Source organism: Streptomyces bicolor (assembly GCF_000719285.1).
Taxonomy (GTDB): domain Bacteria; phylum Actinomycetota; class Actinomycetes; order Streptomycetales; family Streptomycetaceae; genus Streptomyces; species Streptomyces bicolor.
Window position 1 is genome coordinate 214,076 of sequence record NZ_JOFS01000001.1, and the last position, 25,087, is coordinate 239,162.

General features: G+C 71.6%; 19 protein-coding genes and 1 pseudogene. 3 read left to right on the forward strand and 17 right to left on the reverse strand.

Going from position 1 to position 25,087, the window contains the following annotated elements; all coding sequences use genetic code 11:
• Positions 1-15: 15 nt before the first annotated feature.
• The gene (locus IF78_RS0100975) at positions 16-1,560 is read right to left on the reverse strand and encodes an FAD-dependent monooxygenase (RefSeq protein ID WP_031497945.1); all 1,545 of its coding nucleotides are present in this window, start codon (positions 1,558-1,560) and stop codon (positions 16-18) included.
• Positions 1,561-1,605: 45 nt separating this feature from the next.
• Positions 1,606-2,739, reverse strand: coding sequence for an acyltransferase family protein (locus IF78_RS0100980; RefSeq protein WP_078662260.1), 1,134 nt, complete (start codon positions 2,737-2,739; stop codon positions 1,606-1,608).
• Between the two features lie 159 nt (positions 2,740-2,898).
• On the opposite strand from IF78_RS0100980, the gene IF78_RS43200 reads away from it, so the two are divergent.
• Both IF78_RS43200 and IF78_RS43205 read left to right on the forward strand, forming a co-directional pair.
• A complete protein-coding gene (locus IF78_RS43200) occupies positions 2,899-3,129 on the forward strand; it encodes a twin-arginine translocase TatA/TatE family subunit (protein ID WP_031475664.1) in 231 nt (76 codons plus the stop codon).
• A 42-nt stretch (positions 3,130-3,171) separates the two neighbouring features.
• A pseudogene (locus IF78_RS43205) lies at positions 3,172-3,554 on the forward strand (VOC family protein).
• Between the two features lie 386 nt (positions 3,555-3,940).
• On the opposite strand, the gene IF78_RS0100995 reads toward IF78_RS43205, so the two are convergent.
• From IF78_RS0100995 to IF78_RS0101055, 13 genes are all read right to left on the reverse strand, one after another.
• Positions 3,941-7,735 carry a CHAT domain-containing protein gene (locus IF78_RS0100995; protein ID WP_031475662.1) on the reverse strand — a complete coding sequence of 1,265 codons (3,795 nt, stop codon included), beginning with the start codon at positions 7,733-7,735 and terminating at the stop codon, positions 3,941-3,943.
• 302 nt (positions 7,736-8,037) lie between these two features.
• A complete protein-coding gene (locus IF78_RS0101000; RefSeq protein ID WP_031475660.1) occupies positions 8,038-10,035 on the reverse strand; it encodes a caspase family protein in 1,998 nt (665 codons plus the stop codon).
• 208 nt (positions 10,036-10,243) lie between these two features.
• Positions 10,244-10,753, reverse strand: coding sequence for an O-acetyl-ADP-ribose deacetylase (locus IF78_RS0101005; protein WP_031475658.1), 510 nt, complete (start codon positions 10,751-10,753; stop codon positions 10,244-10,246).
• 37 nt (positions 10,754-10,790) lie between these two features.
• Complete coding sequence (locus IF78_RS0101010; protein WP_031475656.1) at positions 10,791-11,978, reverse strand: cytochrome P450; 1,188 nt, start codon at positions 11,976-11,978, stop codon at positions 10,791-10,793.
• Positions 11,975-13,363, reverse strand: coding sequence for an alkaline phosphatase family protein (locus IF78_RS0101015; protein ID WP_031475654.1), 1,389 nt, complete (start codon positions 13,361-13,363; stop codon positions 11,975-11,977). The genes IF78_RS0101010 and IF78_RS0101015 overlap by 4 nt, the downstream gene beginning before the upstream one ends.
• Positions 13,360-14,517 carry a metabolite traffic protein EboE gene (gene eboE, locus IF78_RS0101020; RefSeq protein ID WP_031475652.1) on the reverse strand — a complete coding sequence of 386 codons (1,158 nt, stop codon included), beginning with the start codon at positions 14,515-14,517 and terminating at the stop codon, positions 13,360-13,362. The genes IF78_RS0101015 and eboE overlap by 4 nt, the downstream gene beginning before the upstream one ends.
• Before the next feature lie 7 nt (positions 14,518-14,524).
• Positions 14,525-15,379, reverse strand: coding sequence for a TatD family hydrolase (locus tag IF78_RS0101025; RefSeq protein ID WP_031475650.1), 855 nt, complete (start codon positions 15,377-15,379; stop codon positions 14,525-14,527).
• A 2-nt stretch (positions 15,380-15,381) separates the two neighbouring features.
• On the reverse strand, positions 15,382-16,080 hold the full coding sequence (locus tag IF78_RS0101030) for an EboA domain-containing protein (protein WP_199921340.1): 699 nt from the start codon (positions 16,078-16,080) through the stop codon (positions 15,382-15,384).
• Between the two features lie 98 nt (positions 16,081-16,178).
• Complete coding sequence (locus IF78_RS0101035; RefSeq protein ID WP_031475646.1) at positions 16,179-17,042, reverse strand: sugar phosphate isomerase/epimerase family protein; 864 nt, start codon at positions 17,040-17,042, stop codon at positions 16,179-16,181.
• Positions 17,043-17,074: 32 nt separating this feature from the next.
• A complete protein-coding gene (locus tag IF78_RS0101040) occupies positions 17,075-18,115 on the reverse strand; it encodes an SCO3242 family prenyltransferase (RefSeq protein ID WP_051827437.1) in 1,041 nt (346 codons plus the stop codon).
• Between the two features lie 132 nt (positions 18,116-18,247).
• A complete protein-coding gene (locus IF78_RS0101045; protein WP_031475642.1) occupies positions 18,248-19,660 on the reverse strand; it encodes a phytoene desaturase family protein in 1,413 nt (470 codons plus the stop codon).
• 220 nt (positions 19,661-19,880) lie between these two features.
• The gene (locus IF78_RS0101050; protein WP_031475640.1) at positions 19,881-20,729 is read right to left on the reverse strand and encodes an inositol monophosphatase family protein; all 849 of its coding nucleotides are present in this window, start codon (positions 20,727-20,729) and stop codon (positions 19,881-19,883) included.
• Between the two features lie 118 nt (positions 20,730-20,847).
• Entirely contained in the window at positions 20,848-22,677 is a 1,830-nt protein-coding gene (locus IF78_RS0101055) for a gamma-glutamyltransferase family protein (RefSeq protein WP_031475638.1), read from the reverse strand.
• A gap of 118 nt (positions 22,678-22,795) precedes the next feature.
• On the opposite strand from IF78_RS0101055, the gene IF78_RS0101060 reads away from it, so the two are divergent.
• Positions 22,796-23,230 (forward strand): VOC family protein, encoded by a 435-nt coding sequence (locus IF78_RS0101060; protein ID WP_031475637.1) that lies wholly within the window; start codon positions 22,796-22,798, stop codon positions 23,228-23,230.
• A gap of 22 nt (positions 23,231-23,252) precedes the next feature.
• On the opposite strand, the gene IF78_RS0101065 is transcribed toward IF78_RS0101060, so the two are convergent.
• Together IF78_RS0101065 and IF78_RS0101070 are read right to left on the reverse strand one after the other, a co-directional pair.
• On the reverse strand, positions 23,253-23,930 hold the full coding sequence (locus IF78_RS0101065) for a response regulator (RefSeq protein WP_031475636.1): 678 nt from the start codon (positions 23,928-23,930) through the stop codon (positions 23,253-23,255).
• A gap of 18 nt (positions 23,931-23,948) precedes the next feature.
• Complete coding sequence (locus IF78_RS0101070; RefSeq protein ID WP_031475634.1) at positions 23,949-25,052, reverse strand: sensor histidine kinase; 1,104 nt, start codon at positions 25,050-25,052, stop codon at positions 23,949-23,951.
• Positions 25,053-25,087: the final 35 nt, after the last annotated feature.

Below are 25,087 nucleotides of genomic sequence, written 5' to 3' on the forward strand. Positions count from 1 at the left end.
AACGCCCCGAGCGGTTCACCCCGCCGGTCGATGCGGCTCGATCGGCAGCCAGCGTTCGACGTAGGCCCGCAGCCCCGCCGGCTCGGCGCCGCGCGCGACGTAGCCGAGGTGGCCGTCGGGCCGTACGAGTCCCTGGGCGACGCCCGGCCAGGGGCTGCGATCGCCGAGGCGGTGCACGGTGATCAGGTCCTCCCTGCCGGCCAGGACCGGGGCGAGCCGCTGGTCCGGCCAGAGGTGCGGCGGTCCGGTCAGGAGGAGGTGCCAGCAGCCGGGGGCGGCGATCCGGGCGTGGAGGCCTGCGGGCCGGTCGGGCAGCCGGTCGCCGGCTCGCGGGCCGCGGCGGGGCGGGCGCGGGCCGGTCGTCGAGGCGGGGCTGCGGCGGTAGTGGATGCCGAGTTCGGAGGCGGTGCGGAAGACCCACGCGCGCAGCGCCGTCGCCCGCATCGCCAACGGGGTGAGGCGCGGGACGAGTTGGGAGCGCGCGAAGCGGAGGACGGGGTGCGGACTGGTACCGATGACGAAGGCGCGGTCGGTGAAGCGCCGTACGTCGCGGCCGACCGGGGCACGTTCCATCCCGTACGTCTCCAGCAGCTCCGGCGGTGCCGCGCCCCGGCACACGAGGGCGAGCTTCCAGCCCAGGTTGAGGGCGTCCTGGATGCCGGTGTTCATGCCCTGGGCCCCGGCCGGGCTGTGGATGTGGGCGGCGTCGCCGGCGAGGAAGCACGATCCGGACCGGTAGCGGGCGGCACCGCGGTTGTGGAGCCGGAAGTCGGTCATCCAGACCGGATCCCGCAGGACCAGGCCGTGCTCGCCGTACCGGTCGGCGATCCCCTGCAGAAGGGGCAGCGTCACCTTGCCGTCCGGGGCGTCGGACGGCCGTATGGCGAGCATCCGCCAGGGCGCCGGCGATCCGAGCGGGAAGAAGAACAGCATCCCGCCCCCGCTCATGTAGGAGTGCACGGCGCCCGGCTCCAGCCCGTCGACGTGGAGGTCGGCGAGGAGGTACGTCTGTGGATATGCGTAGCCCTCGAAGTCGATGCCCGCCTGGGCGCGCACGGTGCTGTGGGCGCCGTCGCAGCCGACGACGTAGCGCGCCGCCACGGTCTCCTCCGTGCCGTCACGGCCGCGCAGCCGGCAGACGACGTGCGGGCCCCGCTGCTCCAGCCCGATCAGCTCGGTGCCGCGCTCGATCGTCACGTCCCGCGCGGCCAGGTGCTCGCCGAGGACGTTCTCCGTCTCGGACTGCGCGAGGAACAGCAGGAAGGGGTACGGGGTGTCAGGCAGCCCGATGTCGAAGAGCGGTATCGACACCGTGCGCCGGGTCAGGTGCAGACGCAGCCGCATCGCGGGGTTCCCGCGGGCCACCAGCAGATCGGTCACGCCGAAGCCGGCCAGCGCCTCCAGGGTGCGGGGCTGGATGCCGAGCGCCCGGGACTCGCGCACACGGTCCAGGGAGCGGTCGACGATACGGAACCCCGTCCCGAAGGCGCGCAGTTGCGCGGCGAGCGCGAGCCCGGTCGGCCCCGCGCCGACCACCAGTACGTCCAGCGGTGCGGTCATGGGTCCACGGTAGGCACGTCGGCGGGTCAGGCGTTCAGGCGGGTCTCATCCGTCGAGTGAACGACACGCGGTGCGACGGATCGGCCGCCGCCCCAGGAAGGCGTACGCCGACCGTGGCGCCGTCACGCGGCGGAAGACCCGCTGTACGGCCGGGGCGCACAGCGCGGTCATGACCGCCGCCGCCACCAGCGTCACGGTCACCTCGCCGACCGGCTGCCGGACCCAGCCGCCGTCGTACCAGCCCCGGAATTCGGCGACCTGGGCGACGAAGCCGTGCAGCAGATAGCCGCCCAGCGTTCCCGCACCCAGCACGGTGAACCATGTCCGGCGCCCCGGCACCCAGGCGAGGAAGCAGGCCACGAGCACGATGGAACAGCCGAAGGTGGCCAGGGTCATCACGGGCCCGCACCAGGCCGGGGCGCCGAGTTCCCGCGCGCTGTCGCTGTGGAAGAACCAGGCGTAGTTCATCCGCGGGACCGCCCAGTAGGCCACGGCGAGCGCGCAGCCGAGGACCGGCACGGCGAGCAGGCGCACCTCGCGGCGGCGCACCAGCTCTAAGTGCTCCGGCTTCAGGCAGAGGCCCAGCACGAAGTACGGCAGGAACTGCAGCACCCGCTGAAGGTCGAGGTCGTCGCCGATGGACGGCGAGACGGTCGCCAGTATGGCGAGGCCGAGTGCGACCGGCATCGGCCACCGCAGGAGTTTCCAGACCGGGGAGGTCAGCCGCCAGACGAACAGCGCCGCCAGGTACCACGTCAGGTACAGCGGTTCCAGCAGGCTGATCGGCCGGTCCGGATCCTGCGAGGTCCATCGAGTGAAACAGGTGTACGCCACCTCGAAGACGACATACGGGACAACGAGCCCCGTCACCAGGCGCCTGACCCGCTCCGGGCGCCCGTCGTAGCCGCGCGAGAAGTAGCCGGAGAGCGTGATGAACAACGGCATGTGGAAGGCGTAGACGAGCGTGTACAGGGTGGTGACGGCCCGGCTGCCCTCGCGCAACGGCTCCCATGCGTGTCCCGTCGCCACCAGCAGGATCGCCAGGTACTTGGCGTTGTCGAGGTAGGGGTCCCGCGGCTCGACGCGTCTGGCTCCCGCCCCTCCGGACGGCAGCGGCTGCCGCCGTCGTTCCGTTACGGCGGTGGCGACAGTTACCGGTGTGGCGTCAGCGCGGAACATTGCCAGCACCCTAGCCACAGGCCTCCACCCTCGTACAACCCCACCGGCCGATGCCTGGCATGGGCTGGGCAGCATGCGCTTGCCCGACCGTGACATGCTGCTCTACCTGCGCCGGCAGCCGGCTCATCACCCTGCACACCCCGAAGGGACGTGACCCTCGTGTTCGGACTGAGCGAACTCGCGATCATCCTCCTTGTCGTCATAGCCGTCCTCTGCGCGAAGAAGCTCCCCGATCTGGCCCGTTCGGCGGGCAAGTCGACACGCATCCTCAAGGCCGAGGCCAGGGCGATGAAGGACGAGGACGATCCGGCCGTGCCCCGGGTGCTCCGGGGCGAGACCGTCACTGCGGACGGGCCGAAGCCGCAGGGGACGCAGCAGCCTCGGCCATGAACCCGGTGGCATCCGAAGTCGAAGTCGGGCAGGCTCGCGCGCATGGTTTCGATAGTGCAGAACGTGGCGATCGACTGTGCGGATGCCTATGAACTGGCCCGGTTCTGGAGCCGTGTGACCGGCCGTCCACTGCATCCGGAGGACAGACCGGGCGAGCCTGAGACCCAGGTGCTGCTGGCGGAGGGCCCGGTACTGCACTTCAACCAGGTGCCCGAGCCCAAGGAGATCAAGAACCGGATCCATCTGTGCCTGCGCCCGGAGACCTCGCGTGAGCAGGAGGTGGAACGCCGCTGGGCCTGGGTGCCACCTTTGTCGCCGATCACCGGAATCCGGACGGCTCCGGCTGGGCAGTCCTCGCCGACCCCGAAGGCAACGAGTTCTGCGTGCTGCGCAGCGAGTCCGACCGAGCCGCGATGAGTTCCTGAAGCTCCCAGCGTTCATGTACTGGCCCTTGGTGAACGACGCCGTCTGCGTACGCCCGTCGAGGTCGGTCAGCGTCGTGCCGCCGCGGACCGTCCAGTTGCGGCCCCCGGGGCGGTCCTTCGCCTCCGGGGCAAGGCAAAGTGCGCCGAACGCCGAGTACAGCACTCCGGCGCCACCCGCCGCACCGACGGATCTCAGGAAGTCACGGCGGGATGCCGGGGATCTGAGGAGACCGGAAGTGCGTCATGAGCCTCCGTCAGGACTGTCAGAGCGCCATGCCACTGACGTAACCGGTCCGAGCGCTGCGCTGCGAACCAGGAAGAAGAAAGCCAGGAGAGGCAAGGACGACCGCCGCGACCACCAGGTGGGACAGCCGCACCGCGACGCCCTACCGATCGACGTCGTTGAGGAAGCCCGCGGACATCGGCCCGGGGTCGCCCTGGCAGATGAACGCGCCCCAGTAGTAAGGATCGGGCCTGCGGGCGCGCATCGACAACTGGGCCGCGCGGAACGCGGAACCGCACGGTTCGCCACGCTTGAGACGACCGTAGAAATCTTCCATCAGCTCCTGCGTCTCCCGGTCAGGGACCTGCCACAGGCTCATCACCAGGGTCCGCGCGCCGGCGATTCCCACCGACCGCCGGAGCCCGTACACGCCCTGCCCGACGGCGACCAGGCCGCGCCCTGTGTCGCAGGCCGAGAGCACGACGAGTTCGGTGCCGGAAAGGTCCATGGTGGCGAGGTCGGCAGCGGTCAGGAGCCCGTCTTCCGCCGGATCTGGCAGATGTCCGCGGCGCAGCCAGGTGTTGGCACCGGCGAGGGCGAGCCCGGAGTTGAGCAAGGGAGCGGGGAAGGCGCTGAACGCGCGTCGGTCGGCCTGCCGGCTGTGGCTGTCCGTCGGCCGGTCGTCGTCGAGGAAGTAGCCGTGTGAGGCGATGTGGAGGATGACAGGCGACCGTTGCTGCTTGAGCGGCCCCTCGACGGCGTCGGCGCCGAGCCATGCCTTGACACCGAGCAGGTCGGCGATGTGCCGCCCCTCGTCGCGCGTTCCCGGCAGCCGGGAGAAGTGGAGGCCGGCGGCACGTCGCGCGTCCGGTTCACCTTCCGGGGGAGCCGGTTCGGTGGTCGTGTCGAGGGCGAGGTCGTAGTCGGGGTCGGCGATGACGACCGGGGGGTTGGCCGACTCGAGGGCGGTTCGGTGGGCGGGGATCAGCTCGCGGCCGGTCGTCAGGTAGGCGATCTCATGGGCATCGATGACGAGGCGGCCGTCGTCGAGGGGCAGGATCTCGAAGGGCAGCGTGTACAGCTGGGCGTCGGGAGCGAGGAACAAGCGCGTCCGGTCGTCGATCCGCAGCGGGTCCAGAAGGGCCCTGCGCAGTTCGACGGCGGCCTGGCCGGACGCCCGCGCGACGTCTTCCGGAGCGGCAGGGTCGATGTCGCGCGCCCGGCCGCCGCGGGTGATGTCGCGGCGCAGCAGGGCGATGTTCGCGTCGACGCTCTCGGCCGTACCCAGGTCGATCAGGCGGACGTCGTCGTCGCGATCGGACGTGACGACGAACGCGTAGTACCGGTCGGGTCCCCACCGCGACCCGCCCTCGGCCGGGACGGCCGACTCGTCGAGCGTCGGAACGCACAGGAACTCGACGAGCGCCGACCCCTCGGGAAGCCGCGACCGGACGGCCTCCAGGGTGACCCGCGGCAGAACCTCGCCCAGCCATCCCTCACGGCCGAAGAGGATCCGGAGCTCGGACTCGAGGCGGTCGCGGTTTCCCATCAGGGACCCCGCCTTCCCGGCGTACTCGGAAAGCCGTTCCAGCCACTCCTCCCGGCTCAGGTCGCCCTGCTCGGGCCACCCCTCCATGATGTGGGCGTGCAGGTCTCGATGGGCCGCCTCGACGTCCGGATACATCCCGTACCGGAGGTTCCGCGCATAGGTGTCGAGAATGTCCTGGAACATAACCTCAAGATCGGCCATGGGTGGGATCTCGCCGGTTTCGATGGCCTGCTGGACCTCGGCGAACTTGCTCTGCACGTCACCGCCGTCGTGCTCTCGGCTGTGGATCTCCTCGCGCCTGCGGACGAAGTCGGCCTCGGCCACGATTCCCTTGCGCCGCCAGACGACCTCCAGCAGCTGCGACACCAGCCCGGGTGTCTGGAACCGGGGCCGGCCGAGGATGTTCAGCAGCGCGACCGGCTGATCGACGGAGAGGGAGGAGATTCCCGCCACCGTGGACTTCTCCTGGATGAGACCGTCCTGGTACCGCTCGGCCGTCAGAACTACGTCGATCGCCTCGCGTTCACGTCCCATCCCGACGAGAGCCCGACCGAGTTCCCGCAACAGCTCGATGTAGAGCGGCTTCCGTTCCGCGTCGGTGTCCCGGCCCAGCAGCTCGACCGCGCGTCGGAACAGTTGCTCGGCGTCGGCCCACCGGCCCTTCGCGAGCTGAACCGTTCCGCGCAGGCCGACGGTGACCGCGACGGCCGGAGCATCGTCGCCCACCGCCTCCTCCGTCAGCCGGAGGCTGGTCTGCAGAAGTTCGTCAGCCTCGTCGTAGCGTTGCTGAGCGATGCGACACTTCGCCAGCCCGCTGCAGGCGTTCGCGTAGTACTCGTTCTCGCGACCGGCGTGCCGTTCGATGAGGTCCATCGCCCGGCGGAGGGTGCTCTCCGCGTCGTCATGCCGGCCCTCGGCCGAGTCGACCGCGGCTTTGCCGACGAGCAGCATCGCGTGGTCGACGGAGTCCTCGAGGCCGGCCGAGCGGTGCAGTTCGATCGCCTCCTCCGCGTAGCGGCGGGCGGCGTACCCGTCCCCGGCGTCGAGATGGAGCACGGCGAGGTTGTGCGTGGTAACCGCGAGGTCAGCGCCCGACTGGTGGGCCATGACGTACTGGTAACCGAGCACCGCTTCCTTGAATTGGCCTGCGAGCTTCTGGGAGAGCGCCATCCTGGCCCCCGTTTCGACGGTGGTGGGGTGGTCGAGGCCCAGGTTCGCGTGATCGATCCTGAAGGCCCGGCCGTACCGGTCGGCGCTGTCGGAGTACCGGCCCATCTGGTGGTACAGGTCGCCGAGTTGCTTGAGCCGCGACGCGTACTCCGGTGATTCGATGCCCTTCATACGGCCGGCGATGTCGACGATCTCCGTCACCTGAGCTTCGGCCGCACTGAGCTTTCCCATGTCGAGGTGGACCAGAGTGAGGCCGTCGGCCATGCCGATGTACCGCAAGTCGTCGGTGCCGAAGAGGCGGCGCCTGAGATCGACGGCCTCGCGATAGAGCCGCTCGGCCTCGGTGTGCTTGCCGAGCTTGGCGCACACCAGGGCCAGATTGCCGAGGGACGTCGCGTACGACGGGTGGTCGGTTCCGACCACCCGGGCGAAGGATTCCAGCGCCTGGCGGTGCGCCTCCTCGGCTACGTCGAGCTGACCCTGAGCGTGTTTCGCCTGGGCGAGGTTGTCGAGAACGACCGCGTAGAACTCGCTTGACGCCCCGTCGAACAGCAGCGCCAGCTGAAGAGCGTGGGCCAGGAGCGGCTCGGCCCGCTGCCAGTCGCCGGTCGCGGCACAGGCCATGGCCAGGTCGTTCAGGCTGTGGCCCGTCTCGGGATGGAACTCGCCGTACCGGCCGACGACGAGGGCCAGCACGAGGTCTGCGATGTGGATCGACTGCTCGTGGTGCCCGTCGGACCGGAGCGCGTGGTAGGCGCCCCGGAGGCGCTTGACCTCCTCGTCCACCTCCGGCGCCGCCTGGCTCCACCGGTCGAGCAGCTCGGTGTCCATCAACGCGACCTGGGTCTCCATGCACTCGACGCCCAGGTCTATGCACTCGCGCAGGTGCCGGCGCCCGGCGTCCAGGTCGCCGGTGGTGATCAGGTGCGTGCCGACGTAGCACAGCGCCTGGCAGCGCCGAAGGGCGTCGTCCGCTTCGGCGATGACCGACGCCGGCTCCCGTCGGCCCAGCGTGACGTCGAGGAGGGCGGACTCCCACGGGCCGCCTACGGTCTCGTGCAGCGTCCGCCCGAGCGCGTCGTCGGGCGACATCCCCATCCGGCGCATGCTGATGAGGAAGATCTGCGCCATCCCCAGACTGACGCCGGTTTGCAGGACGTGCCCCGCGACCGTGGCGGCGGTGGGGTAGTCGCGTCGCACGAATGCCCACGCACACCGCTCGAAAGGCTCGTGGTTCACGTGATCTCCCGTCTGTCGCTGAGGAGCTGCCGCGCCGATGTCCGTGACGCCGGCGGTCGGGTCACGGGGTGTCACCCATGCGATGCGGGCGCGCCATGGCCGAGGGCGGAGAAGATCCCGGGCCGGTTGCGGCGTCGGTGCAGCGCCGAGCCGACGCCCAGGAGAGCGTGCACCAACGGGTCGACCCCCGGCAGCCGCTTGGACGATGAGTACCACGAGCGCCACGGCGCTCTGCGCCGGCGAATCGGCGACCGGGCCACCGCCACCGCCCGATGCGCTCGCCGCTCGGCACCCGCCCCACGCTACCCACGCACCGGCTGAGTACAGGGGTTCCGGCCGGAATCGTCAGGGCCGCCCGGTACCCGCGTGGTGACCTCGACGGTCTTGACCGCCCAGTCCAACGCGACATGCGGCGCCGCCCCGAGATCGCGCTCCACCGCGAGCAGGCCGAGCCGGTCCAGGACGCCGGTGACGCCGCGCCGCGCGCCTCGGGTGGACGACCGGGGCATCTCCCGCAGCCGGGGCAACGCGAAGGGGGCCGAGCTGAACGGCTCCTCCGCGACCAGCAGCACCAGCCAGTCCGTGACGGAGGCGCCCGGCTCGACCGGCTGGTCGGGGGGCAGGGCCAGAGTGACGGCCGCACCGTTGCCGGCCTCCGCCGTCCAGCGTCCCGCCACATACGCCCCGGGGAACAGGTCCGCATGCATGCGGTGCCGGTCGGTCAGGTCGAGCAGGACACAGAACAGCTTCCGGTCCGTGGTGTTGCGCAGCCGGACGAAGACCGTCGGCGGTTCCCATGCCGCGCCGGTCCAGGTGTAGGCGAAGTCGAGGTCTTTCACCGGTGCGGGCGCGCCGTCGCGGGGCGGACGCTGCCGACCCGGCAGCGCCGGGACCAGCTCGAGCCGGATCGCCTCCTCGAGCGCCGGGGACGCGCTCTCCAGGTTGCGTACCTGCAGCCAGCGGGCGATGTGGTCCAGGTCGCGGACGGTCTGCTGGATGCCACGGTCGTCGACGGGGACCGGGGACGCCAGTGGCTTGTCGTCGAGGCCGGTGACCTGAATCGTGCGGCCGCCGTCGGCTTGGCGTACCCGTATGGCGAGCCGGGACGCGGACTCGTCGGTGGTCGGGACGATGCGGATGTGCGGTGACGGGCCGCCGCCGGGACCGGTGGTCCGGACGGTCCCGGTCAGGCGACGGACGACGTCGGGGTCCGCCTGGATCGACACCGCGACAGGGGGGAGCGGCACGTCGGTCAGGACCATGTCGTACTGCTGTTCTTCGTCGGGTGCCCAGTCGATCGGGTCGACGACGCTGCGCTGGGCGTACACGTCGGCGACGTGAACCTCGCGGAGCGGCGCGGTGCGGTGCACCCCGAACCGCGAGCCGGTGACGACGCCGTGCATGGCACCGGCGTCCACCTCCCACCGGTCCCGCAGATACTGCATGGTGACCCGGGCGGCGCGCGGCCGCAGGGCCCCGCCGAAGACCTCCCGATCGGCGAGATCCCCGATCGCTTCCAGGTTCGGTATCTGCCGCAGGAGCCTGCCCTCGACCCGGCAACGGGCGTAACTGAGCACTTGGCGGTAGGTGGCGTCGTGGCCGAGTCGGGCCAGGGCGTGGCCGAGTGCCTCGGTGAACACGCCGTGCCAACCGTCGGGGAACGGACGCTCGTTGGCCTGTTGCCACTCGTCGCACGCGGAGAACGCCACATGCCCGGGCAACTGTGCGCCGGGAACCGGACCGGATGGGTCCGTAGCGTCGGCAACCAACTCGGGCAGCAGGTCGCGGAGTTCGGGCGGAGTCTCCAAACCGGGGGCTGACCGCGGGGTCAGGTCGGCCGGCAGGCCGTCACGCATCGCGCTGCGGGAATGGCACGCATCCATGATCGTCACGAGGGTGGCGCCGGTACTGACCACCTCGTGGGCCAGGACGGCGAGCTCCTTGTCGTACAGGTCCGGGACGCCGGCGCGGCTGTCGTGGCACACCATCGTCTGGCACATGCCGGCGCTTTCGGCGTACCAGATCTCTTCCGGCAGCGGCCCCGTCGAGCCGTGACCGCAGTACCAGAACAGCGCGATGTCGTCTGCGCCGACACTGCCGAGGTGCCCGCGGAACGCCTCGATGATGCCGGCCCGGGTGGCCTGCTCGTCGCAGCGCTTCTCGATGACCAGGTCCGCAGGCGCGATCCGGGCGCGCAACAGCCGCTCGGCGAGTTCGACGTCGTTCACGCAGCCGCGCAGGTTCAGGTGCGGCAGCCGGTAGGTGTCGATACCGACCAGCAGGGCGTGGACCTTGGGCATCGAGGCAGCTCCTGTCCGTGGCGGTTTCGCGGTCATGGACCGATGTATGCCACTCATTGCCACGAGTCGGCGCCGCCATCCGTTCCCGGCCGCTGGGGGCGCACGGACGCACATCTACGGCGCGCACCGTCATGAACTGAGCGACTCTGCGTCGACGGCACCTCGATCGCCCGTCTGGACAGCCCGGTGAGCCCGACCGTGGTCTCCGTCAGCCCAGTTGCCGGGCGAACGCGTCGTAAGCCCGCTCGTCGAAGAGCACGAACCGCACCTCTTCGACGTCCGTCGGCGCGCTCCGCACCGTCTCCACCGCGATGCGAGCCGCGTCCTCGATCGGCCACCGGTACACACCCGTCGAGATAGCCGGGAACGCGACCGTCCGCGCACCCAGCTCGTCGGCCACGCGGAGTGCCTCCCGGTGGCAGGAGGCCAGCAGCTCGGAGCGGTCCTCGGTGGCCGACCAGACCGGGCCCACCGTGTGAATCACCCACCGCGCGTCCAGCTCCCCCGCCGTCGTGGCGACCGCCTGCCCCGCCGGCAGTCCCTTGCCGTACCGGGAGGCACGCAGCTTGCGGCACTCGGCGAGGATCGCGGGGCCGCCGCGGCGGTGGATCGCGCCATCGACTCCTCCCCCGCCGAGGAGGGAGGAGTTCGCGGCGTTGACGATCGCGTCGGCGCTCTCGCGCGTGATGTCGCCCTGGACGAGCCTGATGGTGGTCATGACTGCCTCTATAGCAGCCCTGGCCGCCACGGGCCGGTCATCGCCAGGCGACCGGCAGCGAACGCACCCCGTGGACCGTGCTCGCGGAGAGAGCCAGCGACTCCGCAGGGGCCGTCATCCGCAGGGCCGGAAGCCTGCGGAACAGGGTGGCCAGGCCCAGGCGGAGTTCGGTGCGGGCCAGCGACTGGCCGAGGCACTGGTGCAGGCCGTGCCCGAAGGCGAGGTGGCCGGACGCGTCGCGGTGGACGTCGAGGGCGTCGGGGATGGAGTACGCGGACGGGTCACGGTTGGCGGCCTGCAGCGCCACCACCACACCGTCCCCCGCGCCGATACGGACCCCGGACAGCTCGACGTCCTCCGTGGCGACCCGCCGTATCCCGGAGTGGATGACCGTCAGATGGCGCAGGAGTTCCTCCACCGCCCCCGGCCACAGGGAGTCGTCGGCGCGCAGTGCGTCCAGTTGGGCCGGGTTGTGCAGCAGGGCGATCACGGCCAGCGGGAACATGTTCGCTGTCGTCTCGTGACCGGCCAGCAGGAGCAGCGAGACCATGCCCGTGGCCTCGTCGAGCGTGGCCTCGCCGGTCGCCACGCGGTCGGTGGCCAGGCGGGAGATCAGGTCGTCGGCGGGGTCCTGCCCGCGCCGTTCGATGAGGGCGCGCAGATAGCCGTAGAGAGCCATGCGCGCGGCCATCGCCTCGGCCGGGTCGCCGGCCACGCTGGTGAGGGCGTTGGACTTCTCGCGGAAGAAGCCGTGGTCCTCGTACGGGACGCCGAGCAGTTCGCAGATGGCCAGGGTGGGGAGCGGCAGTGCGTACGACGCGACCAGGTCCGCCTCCGTCGCGCCGCGGTCCGTCATCGCGTCCAGCAGGTCGTCGCAGATCCGCTGGATCGCGCCCTCCATCTGTTCGACGCGCCGGAAGGTGAATTCGGGGATCAGCATGCGGCGCAGCCGGGTGTGGTCCGGCGGGTCCATCTGGTGGAAGAGGCCGGGGGCCTGCGGCGGTGCGCCGGGGCGGGTGTGGGGGAAGTTCGGGTGGTTGGCGTCGGCGCTGAAGCGGGGGTCCGCGAGGACCGTACGGGCGTCTTTGTGTCCGGTGAGGAGCCAGGGGCTGTTGTCGCCCCAGATCGTCACCCGGCGGATCGGCTCCTCGGACTGCCATTTGGCGTATTCGGGTGCCGGGTCGAGCAGGGGGCGGGTCGTGGGGAGGGGCGGGTGGGTCGTCATTGGTCCGTTCCTTCCGTGTGCGGGCCTGCGAGGTCCAGCAGCAGGGACTTGACCTCCGTGGCCGCGTAGGCGTCTCTCGCCCGGTCCGGCTCCGAGCACAGCAGTACGGGGCCGTGGTCGGGGTCGGTGGGCAGGCGGCCGTGGCTGCCGCGGACGCCGGACGGGTTCAGCGGGACCGTCCTGAGGCGGTAGCGGAACCCGAGCTTCTTGCGGGCGATCTGGCCGACGGCGCGCAGCTTCACCGCCGGGACCGTCTCGTCGTAGAGGAGCTCGGCGGGGTCGTAGCCGGGCTTGCGGTGGATCTCGACCTGGCGGGCGAAGTCGGGGGCGCGCTCGTCGTCGAGCCAGTAGTAGTAGGTGAACCAGGCGTCGGGGTCGGCGATGGCGACGAGTTCGCCGGAGCGCTCGTGGTCCAGACCGTGCGCCGCCTTGCCCTCGGCGTCCAACACCCGCTCCACGCCGTCCAGTTCCGCGACGATCTTCGCCACCGGCTCGGTGTCGGCGGGGTCGCGGACGTAGACGTGGGCGATCTGGTGGTCGGCCACCGCGAAGGCACGCGACGTCCATGGGTCGAGGTACTCCATGCCGTCCTGCGTGTACACCTCCAGCAGTCCGGCCCGGCGCAGGGCGCGGTTGATGTCGACGGGGCGGGACGCGGGCGTGATGCCGTACTCGCTGAGCGCGACGACTGTCGCGCCCGCACGCTGGAAGTGGTCGAGCAACGGGCGGAGCGCGTCGTCGAGTTGGCGGGCGGCGCGGATGGTCTGCGCCGAGGCCGGGCCGGAGCGCTGGGGCTCGTAGTCCATCTGCGGGATGTAGACGAGCGTGAGGTCGGGGCGCTTCTCGTCGAAGATCTGGCGGGCGGCGGCCAGGATCCACTGGGTGGAGGGCATGCCCGCGTTCGGGCCCCAGTAGGTGAAGAGGGGGAACGGGCCGAGGCGGTCGGTGAGTTCGTCGTGCAGGGACGGCGGCCAGGTGTAGCAGTCGGGTTCCTTGCGGCCGTCGGAGTAGTAGACGGGGCGCGGGGTGACCGTCCAGTCGACGTCGGCGCCCATCGCGTACCACCAGCAGACGTTGGCGACCTTGTAGTCGGGGTTCGTCCGCCGGGCCGTCTCCCAGATCTTCTCGCCCCCGACCAGCGCGTTGTGCTGGCGCCAGAGCATAACCTCGCCGAGGTCGCGGAAGTACCAGCCGTTGGCCACGGCGCCGTGGGTGGACGGCGGTTCGCCGGTGAGGAGGGTGGACTGGACGGTGCAGGTCACCGCCGGGAGCACGGTGTCCAGCCGGGCCTGGAAGCCGCGTTCGCCGAGGGCGGCCACGGCGGGCATGTGCTTCAGGAGCTTCGGGGTCAGGCCGACGATGTCGAGTACGACCACGCGGTTCATGAGGGGTCCTCCTTGAGGCCGAGACCGGTCAACCGGCCACGGGCCCAGGCGAGTTCGGCGGCGATGCCGCCGGGCAGGTCGGCGGGCGGTTCGGGGAGGACGGACCAGGTGTAGGTCTCGACCTCGATGTGGTCGCAGCCTGCCGAGGCGCCGCCCAGCAGCCCGGCGAGGACTTGGTCGAGCTGGCCGGCGGTGGTGTGCAGCGGGGGTTCGGGGTCGGTGTGCAGCGGGGCGTGGAAGTGGACCCGCCAGGGGCCGTCGGCGTCGGGAAGGCCGCCGTCGAGGGCGCCCGGGAGGTCGTCGACGCCGATGACGCCGCCGTCCGTCGCCGTACGGGTCTGGTGCAGAAAACGGGGTTCGGCGAGCCGCTGCAGAGCCGCGCGGGCGGCGGGGTCGGCCGGGCGCTCGGCCTCGACCGCGCAGGATGCCTGGAGCTTGACCACTGGCATCCCGGCCTCCGCGAGGCGGCGCAGGGCCTCGGCGGGCTCCTCGAACTGGACGGCGAGATGGCAGGCGTCGAGGCACACACCGAGCCGGTCGTGGTCCAGTCCGCCCAGTTCCCGTACCGCCTGGGTGGTGGTCTCGACGACGCACCCGGGTTCCGGTTCGAAGCCGACGCGGATACGGCGGCCCGTCCACGCCTCCAGTGCCGCGAGCCCGGTGGTCAGCCGGTCCAGGGCGTGCCGGGCCTCCTCGGCGCAGGCGGGCGTCCACGGGGTGCGCCAGGCCAGGGGCAAGGTGGAGACGCTTCCGCGGTCGATGTCGTCCGGGAGGAGGGCGGCGAGGACGCGGGCGCAGTCCAAGGTGCACTTCAGCCGGGCCTCGTCGGCCCAGTCGGGCAGGTACACGTCCTTCTTGACGACCTCGCGGTGGAATCCGGCGTAGGGGAAGGCGTTGAGGGTGACGGTCTCGAGGCCGCGCGCCCGGAGCTCGCCCTTCAGACGCTCCAACGCTGCTTCGTCGTCGGCGAGTTCGGTGACCACGGGACGTGCCAGCCACAGCCCGATGCCGAGCCGGTCGGCGCCGAGGCGTTCCCGCACGGGCTCGGCGTACTCGGCGAGTTGGGCGATGACCCCCTGGAGGTCCTCCGCTTGGTGGACGTTGCTGCAGTAGCCGAGGTGGACGGTGGTGCCGTCGGGGTGCTGAAAACGCATGGCTCGCTCACGCTCCCCCGCGGCGTATGGAGTTGCCCTGGAAGGTGGCCTCCTCGTCCGGCTTGGGCTCGTCCAGCTCCAGCCGCCCGCTCTGTCCGTAGAAGGCGACGGGGTTGCGCCACAGCACCTTGTCGACGTCGTCCTCGTCGAACCCGGCGGCGAGCATGGCGTCGGCGGTCTTCCGGGTCTTCAGCGGATCGGAACGACCCCAGTCGGCCGCCGAGTTGACCAGCACCCGCTCGGTCCCGTGTTCCTTGAGGATCTCGACCATCCGGTCCTCGCTCATCTTGGTCTTGGGGTAGATCGAGAACCCGGCCCAGCAGCCGCTGTCGAGGACCATGCCGACGGTGAGCTCGTTGAGGTGGTCGAGGACGACGAGTTCGGGGGCGATGCCCGACTCCCGTACGACGTCCAGGGTGCTCCGGGTGCCGGTCGCCTTGTCACGGTGCGGGGTGTGCACGAGAGCGGGCAGCTCGTGCTCGATCGCGAGCTGGAGCTGGCGGGCGAGCGCCTCGTCCTCCTGAGGGGTCATCGAGTCGTAGCCGATCTCGCCGACGGCGACGACGCGATCCTTGGCGAGATAGCGGTCCAGTTCGTCGAGAACCGGGACGCAACGCGGGTCGTTCGCCTCCTTCGGGTTGAGCGCGATCGTGCAGAAGTGCTGGATGCCGAACTGGGCCGCGCGGTACGGCTCCCAGCCCAGCAGCCCGTCGAAGTAGTCGTAGAAGCTCTCGGGCGAGGTGCGGGGCTGGCCCAGCCAGAAGGCGGGCTCGACGACGGCGCGCACTCCTGCGGCGTACATCGCCTCGTAGTCGTCGGTCGTGCGGGAGGTCATGTGGATATGGGGGTCGAAGATGCGCACGGTCAGCCCTCTTCCTTGAGTACGTCCGTGAGTACGTCCGTGAGTGCGTGCTTCAGTTCGGCGCCGATGACGTCCGGGAAGGCGCGGACGACGGGCAGGATGTCGTGGGGTACGTCCCGTCCCGCGACGATCCGCTCATGGGCGAAGTCGGCGAGCATACGGGCCAGTTCGCGGTCCGCCCGGCTGTCCAGGCCGGTGACGCGGTCGAGCGGGATCTCGCAGAAGACGCACTTCAGTACGGCCTGGCGGTACTCGGCGTGCGGGAGGTGCGCGGCGGCGTACGGCCCGAGGGCGGCTTCGATGAGGGTGGTGTCGTTGCCGCGCAGGCTCTCCCGTACGAGGGGCAGGGCGAGGTCGCCGAGGTCGAGCAGCGGCAGGGTTCGCAGGACGGCGCGCTGCTCGGCGGGGTCGCCGTGGCGGTGGAGGCGGGTGATCTCGTCGGCGAGGGCCTGGTCACGTAGGGGCAGGGCGGTGAGCAGTACGGCGCGGGCGGCCTCGTCGACGGTCCAGTAGTCGGTGAGACGGCCGTGTCCGCAGCGCCTGCGGACGGCGGGGAAGAGACGCCGGACGGCGGCGGGATCGGCGGCGACCTTGGCGGCGCTCTCGTCCAGCCAGGTGCGGGCGGTGGGGTCCAGTAAGGCGGCCAGGGCGGGGCGAGGATCTGCCGGCGTCGAGTGGGACGCGGTCATGACAGCTGCCATGGGGGAACAACTTCCGGAGAGATGAGGGGCGTTGGGCCGGGAGATGGGTGGGTCGGCGCTTGTGTGGCTGCGGCGGCCTACAGGGCGGCCATGGCCGTCTATACGGCGGCCACGGCGGTCTGTACGGCCGCCCGCAGGAACTCGATCGAGCGGCGCGCGATGTCGGGCGCGTCGAGCGAGCCGCACTGGATCTCCACGGAGACCAGTCCGCGGTGCCCGAGTTCACGCAGGGCAGCCAGCACGGGCGGGAAGTCGATGTCGCCGGCGCCGAATTCGAGGTGCTGGTGGACGCCGCGCCGCATGTCCTCGATCTGCACGTTGCGCAGGAGCGGTGCCGCCTGCCGCACGCAGTCCGGCACGGGGCGTTCCTCCACGCAGTGCGCGTGGCCGATGTCCAAGGTGATCCCGAACAGCTCGTGTCCGTCGACCAGTCGGGCCAGGTGCAGGCAGCGCTCGACGGTGTCGACGAACATGTGCGGCTCCGGCTCGAAGGCCAGCGCCACCCCGTACCTCTCCGCCGTCTCCAGCACGGTCGCGACCCCGTTCGCGAGCCGCTTCCACACGTCTCCCTCCGGCAGCCCCTCCGGCGCCGGCCCGCTGCACAGATGGACGGTGGGCGAGCCGAGGTCGGCCGCGATGCGCAGCGCGCGGCGCAGCAGGTCGATCCTGAGCTCGGAGCCGTCCGACATCAGCGTCGGCAGATGCTTGCCCCACGGGTCGAGGAAGTAGGGGGCGCCCGTCTCCACCGTGACGTCGAGGCCGTGCCGCCCGAGTTGCCCGGCGAGGGCGGTGACACGCCGTGGCAGGTCGTCGGCGTGGGGATCGAGGTGGTTGTGGTCGAGGGTGAGGGCGACGCCGTCGTAGCCGAGATCGGCGAGGACGGCCAGGACGTCGGTCAGCCGGTGGTGGGTGAAGCCGTTGGTGCCGTAGCCGAACTTCAGGGGGGTGGGGGGAGGTCTCATGGTGCCGGTTCCTCACACGGAGGTGGTGGGTCTCAGGTGGGCGATATGCGCCGGGCCAGCCGTCGCGCGAGGGGGTGGACGACACCGAGCGCCGCGGCGACGGCCGGGGCCCCGCCGCGCGCGGTCAGCGCCGCCTGAAGGGGCATCAGCCCGAGGATCCCGGCCCCGACGGCCCGCCGCACGTTCGCGGCCGAGGGCTCCCGCAGGGCGCGGGCCTGGGCGGTGCCGTAGGTACCGAGGTAGGCGAGGGCGGCGGCGGTGGTGACGGTGGTGCGGAGCCTGATGGAAGGGGCGGTGCCGGCAACGCCCCTGAGGGGCGCGGGGAACTGCGCGACCAGCGCCGACGGCGCAGCAGACGACTGACGACCCTTCGCCGCACTTCCTGCGTCGCTTCGGGCAATCGGAACGGCCGTTGCGACCGCCGTCGCCGCGGACACCGCAAGGGTCGTGGCCGGAACGCGCACCGGCGCACCGGCGATCTCGTGCCGGCTGAGGGCCATCAGCGTGCCGGTGTGAACGCCCGTCAGGGCGGCGGGTACAGCGGCACGGCGCAGGGCCTCGCCCAACGACGCCATATCAGGGCCCGGAACCAACGCCCCGCCCAAGACGTCAAGGGTGCGCGCCCCCGCCATGGCGACCGCACCCGCCGACGTGTTCTTGAGCCCCAGGTCATACGCCCAGACCAGCCCCGCCAGCGGAACCGCTCCCAGCAGACTGCGGCGTCCACCCGCGGCCGCCGCAAGACCGAGCCCCGCCGCAGTGAGCCCAACGGCCACGCCGAGCGCGGTACGGCGCGGAACACGTCCCGACGGCACAGGTCGGTCCGGCCTCTCGACGGAGTCCACCGCGGCGTCGGCGTAGTCGTTGAGGGCCATGCCGGCCCAGTAGAGGCACACGGAGGAACCGATCACTCCGAGGGTACGGACACCCAGGGGGCGTCCGGCGGCGGCCGCTCCCGCGATCACGTCACCGGGGACACTCAGCGCGGCCGGCGCCCTGACGAGCTGGGCGAGGTCGGCGAGGCGCACGGCAGACCGGGATCCCAAGCGGGCAACCGCTTTCCGATCTTTCATGGCGGCACCTTACTCGCGGCCGTCAACCCTTCAGGTACCTACCGCCCGGTAAGAGAAGTGACAAAGAAGACACGGGTTTTCCTCACCGCGCGACCCGAACTAGCGGTAAACCTGGGTCGTTTGAGCAGCGCCTCACGGCTCCTGCCGCAGGCGCCGCCACACCACCTTGGCCGCGTTGTGTCCCGACATGCCGTGCACGCCCGGTCCGGGCGGGGTCGCCGACGAGCAGATGTAGACCGCCGGGTGCGGGGTGCGGTAAGGGAAGAGCGACAGCTTGGGGCGCAGCAGGAGTTGGAGTCCGGAGGCCGCGCCGGAGGCGATGTCGCCGCCGACGTAGTTGGCGTTGCGCGCGGCGAGTTCGGCCGGGCCCGCCGTCGCTCGGGCGAGGACTCGGTCGCGGAATCCGGGGGCGAAGCGCTCCAGTTGGCGCTCCAGGGCGTCCGTGAGGTCTCCGGTCCAGCCGTTCGGCACATGGCCGTACGCCCAGAAGACGTGCTTGCCCTCGGGTGCCCTGGTCGGGTCGACGACACTGGGCTGAACCGTGATCATGAACGGCTTGTCGGGCGCCCGGCCCTCCCTCGCCGCGGCCCGCAGCGCGGCGCCGATCTCCGCGCTGCTCCCGCCGACCTGGACGGTGCCGGCCCGCCGGGCCTCCGGCGCGGTCCAGGGCACGGGGCCGTCGAGCGCGTAGTCGATCTTGAAGGCGGCGGCACCGTAGCGATACCCCTCGTAGTACCGGCCGAAGCCGGCGATCCGGGCCAGGGCGGTGGGTGAGGTGTCGAAGACGTACGCGCGGGCGGGCGGCAGGTCGTCGAGCCGCTTGACCTCGTAGTCGGTGTGGACGGCGCCGCCGAGATCCTTGAGATACGCGGTGAGGGCGTCGGAGATGGACTGGGAGCCGCCGCGGGCCATGGGCCAGCCACGGGCGTGGGCGGCGAGGGCGAAGACCAGGCCGATGGCGCCGGTGGCGAAGCCGCCGAGCGGGGCGATGACGTGTGCGACCAGGCCGGCGAACAGGGTCCTGGCCCGCTCGTCGCGGAAGCGGCGCATCAGCCAGGTCGCCGGGGGCAGGCCGACGAGGCCGAAGCGGGCGAGCGTGACCGGGTCGCGTGGGAGCGCGGTGAGGGGCAGCGACATGAAGTCCCGGGCCAGCGTGTCCCACCTGGGCAGGAACGGCTCGACCAGCCTGCGGTACGTGCCCGCGTCGCGCGGGCCGAAGGAGGCGGCGGTCTCGGCGACGGACCGGGACAGCACGGCGGCGCCGCCGTCGGTGAAGGGGTGCGCCATCGGCAGCTCGGCGTGCAGCCACTCAAGGCCGTAGCGCTCGAGCGGCATCGCCCGGAACGCGGGTGAGTTGATGCCGAGGGGGTGTGCGGCGGAGCACGGGTCGTGCCGGAAACCGGGGAGGGTCAGCTCTTCCGTGCGGGCTCCCCCGCCCACGGTGTCGCGTGCCTCGAACACGGCCACGGAGAAGCCGCGGCGGGCCAGCTCCACGGCAGCGGTCAGTCCGTTCGGCCCCGCACCCACCACGACCGCATCGAGCATCGACGGCACCTTCGGACTCCTTCGTCAGCCGACGGCCTTGAAGGATCAGGATATGCCGGGGTGCGACAGCGCCGGGCGTGGGCAGCATCGCCTAAGAGCTCGGTTCGATCCGTTGTATGGCGACTGCGGGTGACATGGGGGCTGGTCGCGCCCACGCGGCGGAGCCGCACATCGACACAGCCCCGCGCCCCTTGGTGGGGCACGTCATCGTCATCCCAGCTCAAGCTGTACCCGACAGCAGTTCGACCACCCGGCGCGCCGTAGCCGCGTCCCGCGCCGCCGTGAACGGCAGGACATTACCGCCGGTGATCCGGAACGGCTCCCCCGCCCGCGTCAGGTGCGCACCGCCCGCCTCCTCGACCAGGAGGATGCCCGCCGCGTGGTCCCACGCGGCCTCCCAGCTGAACGCGGTCGCGTCCAACTCGCCCCGCGCGACGGCCAGATACTCCAGACCGGCCGAGCCACAAGCACGCGGCGCGACGCCGTCGGTCCACAGACCCAGCAGCGCCCGCTTCTGGTCGTCGGTCGTGTAGTCCGGGTGGGACGTGGCGACTTCGAGGTCCCGGCCGGGCTCCGGCACGCCGGAGCGCAGCCGCTCCCCGTCGAGGAAGGCGCCCTGGCCTCGTATCGCCGTGGCCAGTTGGTCGCGTGCGGGGGCGTATGTCCAGGAGGCGAGCAGGACGCCGCGCCGCGCGAGCGCGACGAGGGTGCAGAAGCCGTCTTCGCCGTGCACGAACTGGCGGGTGCCGTCCACGGGGTCGACGATCCAGACGGGGGCGTCACCCTGCAGCGCCTCGTAGGTCACCGGGTTGGCGTGCACGGCCTCCTCGCCGACCACGACCGAGCCGGGCAGGAGGGCGGCGAGCGCCTCGGTGAGGTACTGCTCGGCGAGCCGGTCGGCGTCGGTGACCAGGTCGTGCGGTCCGCTCTTCTGGTCGACCTCGTGCGCGGCGAGCTGCCGGAAGCGGGGCATGATCTCGGCCGCGGCCGCCTTGCGGACCGCTTCCTCCACGTCGGCCGAGTGCTGCGCGAGAAACTCGTCGATGGTTTCGTTTTCGTATCCGATCACCCCTCCATGAGAGCACGCCGCACTGACAATCCCCGCCCACCAGGTGGACGCCGGATGGTATCGGCGTGAACTCCGGGCGCCGGCGTCAGAGAGCGTCTGCGCAGGTCAGGGCGTGTTCTCAGCGTCCGACGGCGTATCCCTGCATCCCTCGCGGGTTCGCCGCCGCCGACAGAACACCGGTTTCCGGGTCCCTCGCGACCGCGCACAGCCGCCCCTCGGACCATGCGTCACCGACGGTCACCTCATGACCACGCCGCCGTAGCTCCTCCACCACCTCGGCGTCCGTACGGGACTCCACGGTCACGCTGCCCGGCCGCATCCCGCGCGGGTAGAAGGAGCCGGGGAAGCCGTCGTTGTGCCAGTTCGGGGCGTCGATCGCGCCTTGGAGGTCGAGGCCGCCACGGACCTGGGCGCGCAGCGCCACGGCCAGGAAGAAGTGCAGCTGCCACTGGTCCTGCTGGTCCCCGCCGGGCGTGCCGAAGGCCATGACGGGCACCCCGTCGCGCAGGGCGATGGAGGGGGTGAGGGTGGTGCGAGGGCGCCGCCCCGGGGTCAGCGAGTTCGGCAGGCCCTCCTCCAGCCAGGTCATCTGGAGCCGGGTGCCGAGCGGGAAGCCCAGCTCGGGCACGACGGGGTTGGACTGCAGCCAGCCGCCGCTGGGCGTGGCCGCGATCATGTTGCCCCAGCGGTCCACGACGTCGAGGTGGCAGGTGTCGCCGCGGGTGGCGCCGTCCGCGGCGATGTCCGGCTCGCCCGGCACCGGGGACGTCGGGCGCTTGGCGACGGTCGGCTCGCCGACGCCCAGCACATCGAAGCCGGGCTCGTCGGAGGCCACCACGCGCGCGTGCGCGCACAGCCGTGGGGGGCGGCCGCCGGGGCTGCCGGGCCGCAGCTCGAGGGATGCCTTCTCGCCGATCAGTTCCCGCCGGGCGGCGTTGTAGGGATCCGACAGCAGCTCGGCGAGCGGTACGGCGGCCGCGTCGCCGTACCAGGCCTCGCGGTCGGCCATGGCCAGCTTGCAGCCCTCGATCAGCAGATGGACGTATTGGGCGGACCCGTACCGGGGCAGCTCGGGCGGGAGCAGCGCGAGCTGCTGGAGGAGGACCGGGCCCTGGCTCCAGGGGCCGGCCTTGCACACGGTCCAGCCGTTCCAGTCGTACGTCGCCGGCGCCTCGTAGGTCGCGGACCAGCCGGCGACGTCGGCGGCCGTGAGCGTGCCGGAGTGCCGCTCGCCGCTGGTGTCCATGGTGGGCCGCCGGGCCTGCCGTACCAGCGCCTCGGCGATGAACCCGCCGCGCCACACCTCTCGCGCCGCCTCGATCTGCGCGACCCGGTCCCCGGCCCCGGCGATCTCGTCGAGCAGTCGCTTCCAGGTGGCGGCGAGGGCGGGGTTGCGCAGCAGCTCACCGGGCCGGGGTGCCTTGCCACCGGGCAGATACACCTCGGCCGACGAGGTCCACTCCGTCTCGAACAGCTCCCGCACGGTCTCGACGGTCTCGCCGACGCGCTCCACGGGCGCGTGGCCGTGTTCGGCGTACTCGATGGCGTACTTGAGCACTTCGGCAGGCGTTCTGGTGCCGTGGTCACGCAGGAGCAGCATCCAGGCGTCGAAGGCGCCGGGTACGGCGGCGGCGAGCGGACCGGTCCCGGGTACGAGGTCCAGGCCGAGTCCCCGGTAGTGCGCGACCGTCGCCCCGGCCGGCGCGACGCCCTGCCCGCACAGCACCCGCACCTCGCCGCCCGCGGGGGCGAGCAGGATCGGCACCTCGCCGGCGGGGCCGTTGAGGTGCGGCTCGACGACGTGCAGGACGAAGGCGCCGGCGACGGCCGCGTCGTACGCGTTGCCGCCGCCCTCCAGCACGGCCATCGCCGACTGCGAGGCGAGCCAGTGCGTGGAGGACACCATGCCGAAGGTTCCCTGAAGCGTGGGTCGGGTGGTGAACTGCATTCCTCACCTCGGTGTTCGCGTGCGTCGGCCGGCCCCGTCAGGCAGCAGACTACCGAGGCGCAACCTGCGGATCCGCACCGGGAATTGAGCAACGGAGTCCCCCTGCTATGGTGCGCCGATGTCGTCGATCAAGCAGTTCCAAGTCACCTTCGACTGCGCGGAGCCTGAGCGCGTCGCTCGGTTTTGGTGCGAGGTGTTGGGCTACGTCGTACCGCCGCCGCCGCGGGGTTTCGCCACGTGGGACGATTTCAACCGCTCCCTGTTTCCTGAGGATCAAGGTTCATGGTTCGCCTGCATGGATCCCTCAGGTGTCGGCCCGCGACTGTTCTTTCAGCGCGTTCCCGAGGGCAAGGTCGTCAAGAATCGGGTACACCTCGACGTGCGGGTCGGCACCGGACTGGTGGGTGAGGAGCGCCTGGCCACGCTGGAGGCCGAGTGCGCACGACTGGTCGCGCTCGGTGCGGTGCGCGTGCGACTCCTGCGTGCCGATGGCGTCAATGAGTCGTGCATCGTGATGCAGGACATCGAGGGCAACGAGTTCTGTCTCGACTGAGCGTCCTCCCTGCCGCCGAGACTCAGCATGACGTTCGCGGAGCCACCAGCCCCGACTCATACGCGAACACGACGAGCTGGGCCCGGTCCCGCGCCCCCAGCTTCGTCATCGCCCTGCTGACGTGGGTCTTCGCCGTGAACGGGCTGATCACCATGTGCTCGGCGATCTCCTCGTTGGTCAGGCCGCGCGCCGCCAGTGCCGTCACCTCGCGTTCGCGGCGTGTCAGGTTCTCCAGGCCGGGAGCGGTGGACCGGTCCGGCGGTCTGGACACGAACTCGCCGATCAGTGTGCGGGTCACCGACGGGGAGAGCAGCGCTTCCCCGCGTGCCACCACCTCGATCGCCTGGAGCAGGTCGGCCGGTTCGGTGTCCTTCAGGAGGAAGCCGCTCGCGCCGGCGCGCAGGGCCTCGAAGACGTACTCGTCGTGGCCGTAGTTCGTCAGGATCACCACGCGGACGGTCGTCAGCGCCGGGTCCGCGGCGATACGGCGGGTCGCCTCGATGCCCGTCATCACCGGCATCTGTACGTCGATCAGCGCGATGTCGGGAACCCGGGCCCGGATCAGCTCCAGCCCCCGCTCCCCGTCCGCCGCCTCGCCGACCACGTCGATGCCGTCCTCGGCGTCCAGCAGGGCCCTGAAGCCCGCCCGCATCAGCGCCTGGTCGTCGACGAGCGCCACCCTGATCACGTCGTCCGTCATCCCGCCGTCACCCCGTTCTCATCCCGCCTCCCCCAGCGGCAGCCGCGCCCGCACCGCGAACCCGCCCTCCGCGCGCGGGCCGGCGTCCAGTGTGCCGCCGAGGGCCGTGACGCGTTCGCGCATGCCGGTGAGGCCGATGCCGGGGGTGGGCGGGCTGGACGGGTCGGCGGCGCCGTCGTCCTCCACGTGGATGGTCAAGTCGTCCTCGCCGTACTCCAATTGCACGGCCACCTTCGCCGGTCCCGCGTGCCGCGCCGCGTTCGTGAGGGCCTCCTGGACGATGCGGTACGCCGCCCGGTCGACGGTCGCCGCCAGTGGCTGCTCCTGCCCCGTGACCGTCAGCTCGACCGCGAGTCCGGCGCCCCGCGCCCGCTCCACGAGCAGCGCGGGCGTGCCGGTCGGCTCGTCGGTGCGCAGCACCTCCAGCGTGGCGCGCAGCTCGCGCATCGCCTCGCCGCTCGCCTCCTGGATGGCGAGCAGCGCGGGCGGTATCTCCTCGCCGCGCTTGCGGGCCAGGTGCACGGCGACGCCCGCCTGGAGCTTGACGATGGAGATGCTGTGCGTGAGCGAGTCGTGCAACTCGCGGGCTATCCGCAGGCGTTCCTCGCCGGCCCTGCGCAAGGCCGCCTCCTCCCGGGTGCGTTCGGCCTCCAGGGCGCGCTGCTCGGTCTGCCGCAGGTACGCCTGCCAGTTGCTGTCGGCCAGCCCGGTCACGACCGCGCACAGGAACCAGCCGGCGAGGAGCAGTGCCTCCCGGGCGACGTCCGCGCTCGCGGAGCCCGCCGCCACATAGCCGCCGAGGAAGACGGCGGCCGCCGCGGCAGCCGTGCCCCGGTACCCGGTCCGTGCCGCCGTGTGCACCGCGCCCACCACGGGGAGGACCATGATGGCCGAGGGCCCGGCGTGGACGACCGCGGCGAGCAGGCAGCCGGTGGTGACCGCGAGCACCAGGCGCGGAGCCGTGCGGTGCGCGGCCAGGGCCAGCGAACCGGCGGCGATCAGCGTGAGGTCGAGCGGCCCCGCACGGTCGCCCGCCCGGGCGACGAGCACGACGATCGCGCCGACCACGACCGCGACGGCCACGTCGGCAAACCGCTCGCGTGTGATCCGGCTCCCGCTCATCCCCGCACAGTAGACCGCCGCACCGACAGTGACGT

Coding starts and splice junctions, on each gene's coding strand:
- IF78_RS0100975 (WP_031497945.1), bottom strand. CDS start 1,560: ATGACCGCACCGCTGGACGTACTGGTGGTCGGCGCGGGGCCGACCGGG.
- IF78_RS0100980 (WP_078662260.1), bottom strand. CDS start 2,739: ATGTTCCGCGCTGACGCCACACCGGTAACTGTCGCCACCGCCGTAACG.
- IF78_RS0101000 (WP_031475660.1), bottom strand. CDS start 10,035: ATGCCCAAGGTCCACGCCCTGCTGGTCGGTATCGACACCTACCGGCTG.
- IF78_RS0101005 (WP_031475658.1), bottom strand. CDS start 10,753: ATGACCACCATCAGGCTCGTCCAGGGCGACATCACGCGCGAGAGCGCC.
- IF78_RS0101010 (WP_031475656.1), bottom strand. CDS start 11,978: ATGACGACCCACCCGCCCCTCCCCACGACCCGCCCCCTGCTCGACCCG.
- IF78_RS0101015 (WP_031475654.1), bottom strand. CDS start 13,363: ATGAACCGCGTGGTCGTACTCGACATCGTCGGCCTGACCCCGAAGCTC.
- eboE (WP_031475652.1), bottom strand. CDS start 14,517: ATGCGTTTTCAGCACCCCGACGGCACCACCGTCCACCTCGGCTACTGC.
- IF78_RS0101030 (WP_199921340.1), bottom strand. CDS start 16,080: ATGGCAGCTGTCATGACCGCGTCCCACTCGACGCCGGCAGATCCTCGC.
- IF78_RS0101035 (WP_031475646.1), bottom strand. CDS start 17,042: ATGAGACCTCCCCCCACCCCCCTGAAGTTCGGCTACGGCACCAACGGC.
- IF78_RS0101040 (WP_051827437.1), bottom strand. CDS start 18,115: ATGAAAGATCGGAAAGCGGTTGCCCGCTTGGGATCCCGGTCTGCCGTG.
- IF78_RS0101045 (WP_031475642.1), bottom strand. CDS start 19,660: ATGCTCGATGCGGTCGTGGTGGGTGCGGGGCCGAACGGACTGACCGCT.
- IF78_RS0101055 (WP_031475638.1), bottom strand. CDS start 22,677: ATGCAGTTCACCACCCGACCCACGCTTCAGGGAACCTTCGGCATGGTG.
- IF78_RS0101060 (WP_031475637.1), top strand. CDS start 22,796: ATGTCGTCGATCAAGCAGTTCCAAGTCACCTTCGACTGCGCGGAGCCT.
- IF78_RS0101065 (WP_031475636.1), bottom strand. CDS start 23,930: ATGACGGACGACGTGATCAGGGTGGCGCTCGTCGACGACCAGGCGCTG.
- IF78_RS0101070 (WP_031475634.1), bottom strand. CDS start 25,052: ATGAGCGGGAGCCGGATCACACGCGAGCGGTTTGCCGACGTGGCCGTC.